A 5,454-nucleotide genomic window follows, 5' to 3' on the forward strand; every position below is an offset into this window, starting at 1 on the left:
CCCGCCGAGGCAGCGGAATAGTACTTCCACTTGACGGCCGTCGAAGAGGCGCTGGCCCACGCCCCGGTGCCCCCGGCCCGGCCGCCGCCGTCGTGCCGGTGACGCCGCTGGCCCCGGCCCCCGAGGCCCGGCCGAGGGCCGCCCTGGAGCTGCCCGCCGCCCCCTCCGCCCCGGCGGTCCCGGTCGCCCCGCAGGCCGTCGCGCCGGTCGCCCTGCCGGGCGGCCGCGACGCCGTCGGCGAGCACCCCCAGCTGCCCGCCCCGGCCCCCGACGGCGGACCGCGCCGACTGCTGGTCTGGCCCGAGCCCGACCCCGCCACCCGGCAGGCGCTCCAGGACCGCGGCTACCGCCCGGTGATCGTCCGCTCCCGCGAAGAGGTGGACGCGCAGGTCGCCGGCTTCCCGGCCGCGCTCTTCGTCGACCCGCTGACCGGCCCGATCACCCGCACCGCGCTGCAGTCGCTGCGCACCGCGGCGCTGAACAGCCGGGTCCCGGTGCTGGTCACCGCCGGCCTCGGACAGGCCACCCGGGACGCCGCGTACGGCGCCGACCCGGCCGTCCTGCTGCGTGCCCTCGCCCCGCGCGACGGCGAGAATCACGCCCCGCGCGTCCTGCTGGTCGAGGGCGACCCGGACATCGCCGCCGCGATGATCGGCAGCCTGGAACGGCGCGGCATGCACGTCGAGCACGCGGTGGACGAGAACGACGCCGTCGCCCGGGCCAGCAGCGTGCAGCCCAACCTGGTGGTGATGGACCTGCTCCAGATCCGCCGCCGCCGGGTCGGCCTGCTGGACTGGCTGCGCGCCAACGACCGGCTGCACCGCACCCCGCTCGTCGTCTACACCTCGGTGGACCTCGACCCGCGCGAGCTGCCCCGGCTGCGCACCGGTGAGACGGTGCTGTTCCTCGCCGAGCGCTCGACCAGCGACGACGTGCAGTCCCGGATCGTCGACCTGCTCGGGCGGATCGGCGCCATGGGCGAGGCGGGCGTCGCCGCGGCGGGCTGACAGCCGTGCACGGCCGAGGGCCGGCCACCCCCTCCCGGGGTGACCGGCCCTCGTGCTCCCTGCCCGTTCCCGGCTACTCCTTGCCGAGCCGGGTGACGTCCAGCTTCTGCGCCGCGTAGTCGGCGCGGATCACCTTCTTGTCGAACTTGCCGACCGAGGTCTTCGGCACCGCCTCGACGATCGCCCAGCGCTCCGGCAGCTGCCAGGAGGCGATCCGCCCGGCCAGGAACGCCCGCAGCTCCGGCAGCCCGGCGGTGGCGCCCGGCCGCAGCACGACGGTGGCCAGTGGCCGCTCGCCCCACTTCTCGTCCGGAACGGCCACCACGGCGGCCTCGGCGACCTCGGGGTGGGCCATCAGGTGGTTCTCCAGGTCCACCGAGGAGATCCACTCGCCGCCGGACTTGATCACGTCCTTGGCCCGGTCGGTGAGGGTCAGGTAGCCGTCGGCGGTGATCGTGCCGACGTCGCCGGTGCGCAGCCAGCCGTCCTCGGAGAACTTGTCCTCCGGGCGCTGCGGGTCCTGTCCCGCGCCCCCGTAGTACGCCCCCGCGATCCACGGGCCGCGCACCTCCAGCTCGCCCGCCGACACCCCGTCGTGCGGCATCCGCTCGCCGCCCGGGCCGATCAGCCGGGCCTCGACGGAGGCCGGGAAGACGCCCTGGGTCACCCGGTACGGCCACTCCTCCTCCGGGGTCAGTCCGCCCGGGGGCTGGGCGAAGGTGCCGAGCGGCGAGGTCTCGGTCATGCCCCAGGCGTGCAGGACGCGGATGCCGTGGCGCTCCTCGTAGCCCTTCATCAGCGAGGGCGGGCAGGCCGAGCCGCCGATCACCACCATGCGCAGGCTGGAGGTGTCGTAGTCGCCGGCGTCCAGCTCGTCCAGCAGGCCGCTCCAGATGGTCGGCACGGCCGCGCTGACGGTGGGCCGCACCGCGGCGATCATCTCGGCCATCGGCTTGGGCTGGAGGAAACGATCCGGCATCAGCAGGTTGGCGCCGGACATGAAGGCGGCGTGCGGGATGCCCCAGGCGTTGACGTGGAACATCGGAACCACCGGCAGCGCGGTGTCGCGCGGGGTGAAGGCGAAGTTGTCGCCGGTGTTGACCTGGAGGCAGTGCAGGTAGACCGAGCGGTGGCTGTAGAGCACGCCCTTCGGGTCGCCGGTGGTGCCGGAGGTGTAGCAGAGCACGGCGGCCCGGCGCTCGTCGATGTCGGACCGCCAGGGGTAGGCGGTCGGCCGGTCCGCGATCAGCTCCTCGTAGTCGTGCACGCCGCCCGCGAAGCCGGCCAGCACCGAGCGGTCGCCGGGGCCGCTGACCACGATGTGCTTGAGCGTCGGGGCGAGCTCGGGCAGGACCGCGGCCAGCAGCGGCAGGACGGTGCCGTTGACGATGATCACGCGGTCGGCGGCGTGGTTGACGATGTACGACAGCTGGTTCGCCGGGAGCCGCAGGTTGAGGGTGTGCAGCACCGCACCCATCGACGGCACCGCGAGGTAGGCCTCCAGGTGCTCGGCGTTGTTCCACATCAAGGTTCCGACGACACTCGCCTCGGTGCAGCCGAGCTCGTCGCGCAGGGCCCAGGCGAGCTGTGCCGCACGGGCGCCGACCTCCGCGTACGTCCGGACCACCGGACCGGTGCCGTCCCAGGTGGTGACCGTCGACCTGCTGTGGATCGTGGACCCGTGCTCCAGGATCCGGGCGACGGTGAGCGGTACGTCCTGCATGGTGCTGAACACGGGTCCTCCTCGACCTGGGCGGCACTGCGGCTCCTGCCCCGGCCCGGCCGAACAACGGCTACTGGGCGGTAATACGGGCAGCAGGGCCCGATTCTGCCGCGCCGTGTCCCGGATGTCAGCATGCCGACCGCGTTGTCCCGATCACGACCCGGCCACGGTCCGGCCCCGTTCTCCCCGGTCGGGCGGGGGCGGCCCGGACGTCCGCCCCGGCGGCCGGGATACTGGGGGCCATGGACGACGGACACGGCGAGCGGCGGGTGGGACGGGGTCTGGCCGGGTTCCGGCTGCCGTGCCCGTGCTGTTCCGGCGGGGTGCGGACGCAGGCGCGCAAGGGCCTGCGGGCGGGGCGCACCGGCACCGGGTACATCACCGAGACCTGCCGCTACTGCCAGGGCCGGGGCTGGCTGGGGCTCGCGCTGCGGGAGTGACCGCCCCGCCGGCCGACGGGTCCGTCAGCCGGCCAGCGGGGCGTCGACCTGGTTGCGGTCGATGGCCAGCGTCGCTCCGCCGTAGGTCTCCTCGACGTTGCCGTGGTACTGGTGGACGCGCTGGTGCTGGGACCAGAGCTCCGCGGTGAGCGGGCCGCCCCCGGTGGTGTCGGCGTGGTCGTCCCAGCGGGCGTACCAGAGGGTGTCGGGCAGCGGCGAGCTGCCGGCCCGGGCGGCCGCGGCGAGGTCGGCGATGCCGGAGTCGAGGCTGGAGTAGAAGCCGGAGCGGTAGCCCGCCGTGTGCAGCGCCTGGGTCCAGCCGACGGTGAAGTCGACGACCGCCTGGCCGCAGGCGGGGTCGCGCACCGGGTACGCCTCGATGTCCAGGAAGACCGGGCTGCCCGGGCCGATCCCGACCGCCTGCAGGCCCTGCACCGCCTCGGCCGCCTCCGCGCGCCCCTGCTGGGCGGCCCGGGCGGGGTCGATGCGCTTGGGCTTGTGCGCGAGGTCGCTGCACGGCGCCTGGAGGCCGACGTGGACGGGCAGGAACCGCCACCCCATCGCCCGGGCCTGCCGCACCCAGTCGGCGGTCAGCCTCGGCTGGGCGCAGCCGCGCTGGCCGCCGCTGGTGTAGATGCCGAGCGCCCCGTACGGCGAGGCGTCGCGCCAGGCCCGCAGGGTCTCCAGCGGGGGCGCGGTGCAGGCGTCGAAGGCCGCGCCGGCGTAGAGGTCGCGGGGCCGGGCCGGGGGCGGCCCGTGCCGGTCGGGCAGGACGGCGGCCCGGATGCGGGGGACGGCGGCGGCCGTCGGGGCGGCGTCGGCCCTCGTACCCGGACCGGCGGCGGCCAGCAGGAGGACGAGGGAGGCGGCGGCGAGCGAGGCGGGGCGGAGATGGCGCACGCCGCCTTGATACTGACGGACCGTCGGATCCCGGCGGGCGCCGCGCCGGATGGACCGCCGGGGCTCACCCTTTCGGACGCACCCGTCCGCATCCGTCCCGATTCTTGTAACGAGCTTGCTGCCCAGTGGCTCCTTACGGCAAACTCGCCATCATGCCCACCTCCCATCCCAGCGAAACCTCTGCCCCGACGCCGGCCGCCGCCGTCGCCGAGGCGCTTGCCATGCCGCCCGCCCCCAAGGGCGAGCCCGCCGGCGAGCGGGGCAGCTGGCGACGAGGCGGGTCCCCGGGAGAGGGGCTGCCACCGGACGCACGACCCGGCCGATCCACCGGCCGACGGTTCACGAACCTGCTGCGGCGCCCGGAGCGAATTCCGGCGCCGCTTCTCTGTGTCGTGGCGATGTTCCTCGTGCAGACCGGGATCGCGTTCTCCAAGCCGCTCTTCGGACCGCTCGGGGTGAGCGGCACCACCTTCCTGCGGCTGGGCTTCGCGGCGGTCATCCTGCTGGCCGTCACCCGGCCCCGGCTGCGCGGGCGCCGGCCGCGCGACCTCGCCGCCGCCGCCCTGCTCGGCATGGCCTCGGCCGGGATGACCCTGCTGTTCGCCGGGGCGATCGACCGGCTGCCGATGGGCACCGCCGCCACCATCGAGTTCCTCGGCCCGCTCGCGGTCGCCCTGGTCTTCGCCCGCCGCGCCAGCCACCTGCTCTGGGCGCTGCTCGCGGCCGGCGGCGTGGCGCTGCTGACGCTGCTCGGCGAGGGCGGGGAGGGCGGCGGGCTCGACCCGGTCGGCCTGCTGTACGCCTTCGGGGCGGCGGCCTGCTACGCCGCGTACATCCTGTTCACCGACAAGGTCGGGGCGGCGTTCCAGGGCTTCCAGGGGCTGGCGGTGTCGATGACGGTCGGCGCGCTGACGGTGGCGCCGTTCGGGCTCGGCCAGGCCTGGGACGGGCTGACCGCGCCCGGTGCCTCGCCGGTGATGCTGCTGCTCGCGGTGGCCGGGGTGTCGCTGCTGCTGCCGGTGATCCCGTACGCGCTGGAGATGACGGCGCTGCGGCGGATGCCGCAGCGGGTGTTCAGCGTGCTGGTCAGCCTGGAGCCGGCGGTCAGCGCGCTGGTCGGCCTGGTGGTGCTGGGTCAGCTGCTGGGCGCCGCGCAGCTGGCCGGCATCGGCTGCGTGGTGGCGGCGAGCGTCGGGGCCACGCTGACCGGGCGGCGCTGAGGCGCGGTGTCGTGGTGACCCCGGGGGCGCGCATCAGCTCGATGCGCGCCCCCGGGTGTTTCACGGCTCAGAAAGTGTTGGGTAATTGATCGGCTGCATGGCGTGATCAGCTGGCGGTGATCTTCGCGGTCGAGGTGTCCGCGAAGATCACCGCTATGTGTGTC

The 5,454-nt window shown here is 75.0% G+C and carries 5 protein-coding genes; 3 read left to right on the top strand and 2 right to left on the bottom strand.

The window, feature by feature from the left end; genetic code table 11:
* The first annotated feature begins 98 nt into the window (after positions 1 to 98).
* Positions 99 to 1,007, top strand: coding sequence for a response regulator (locus ACFVVU_RS38865; RefSeq protein ID WP_387794564.1), 909 nt, complete (start codon positions 99 to 101; stop codon positions 1,005 to 1,007).
* 73 nt (positions 1,008 to 1,080) lie between these two features.
* On the opposite strand, the gene ACFVVU_RS38870 is transcribed toward ACFVVU_RS38865, so the two are convergent.
* The gene (locus ACFVVU_RS38870; protein WP_387794565.1) at positions 1,081 to 2,742 is read right to left on the bottom strand and encodes a long-chain fatty acid--CoA ligase; all 1,662 of its coding nucleotides are present in this window, start codon (positions 2,740 to 2,742) and stop codon (positions 1,081 to 1,083) included.
* 230 nt (positions 2,743 to 2,972) lie between these two features.
* On the opposite strand from ACFVVU_RS38870, the gene ACFVVU_RS38875 reads away from it, so the two are divergent.
* The gene (locus ACFVVU_RS38875) at positions 2,973 to 3,170 is read left to right on the top strand and encodes a hypothetical protein (RefSeq protein ID WP_355360722.1); all 198 of its coding nucleotides are present in this window, start codon (positions 2,973 to 2,975) and stop codon (positions 3,168 to 3,170) included.
* Positions 3,171 to 3,194: 24 nt separating this feature from the next.
* Here the strand turns inward: ACFVVU_RS38875 and ACFVVU_RS38880 are convergent, their stop codons facing one another.
* On the bottom strand, positions 3,195 to 4,070 hold the full coding sequence (locus tag ACFVVU_RS38880) for a DUF1906 domain-containing protein (protein ID WP_387794567.1): 876 nt from the start codon (positions 4,068 to 4,070) through the stop codon (positions 3,195 to 3,197).
* 398 nt (positions 4,071 to 4,468) lie between these two features.
* Between ACFVVU_RS38880 and ACFVVU_RS38885 the strand changes: the two genes are divergently transcribed.
* Positions 4,469 to 5,290, top strand: a complete 822-nt coding sequence (locus ACFVVU_RS38885; RefSeq protein WP_380688349.1) for a DMT family transporter — start codon at positions 4,469 to 4,471, stop codon at positions 5,288 to 5,290.
* Positions 5,291 to 5,454: the final 164 nt, after the last annotated feature.

It is taken from the genome of Kitasatospora sp. NPDC057965, assembly GCF_042887135.1.
GTDB lineage: Bacteria > Actinomycetota > Actinomycetes > Streptomycetales > Streptomycetaceae > Kitasatospora.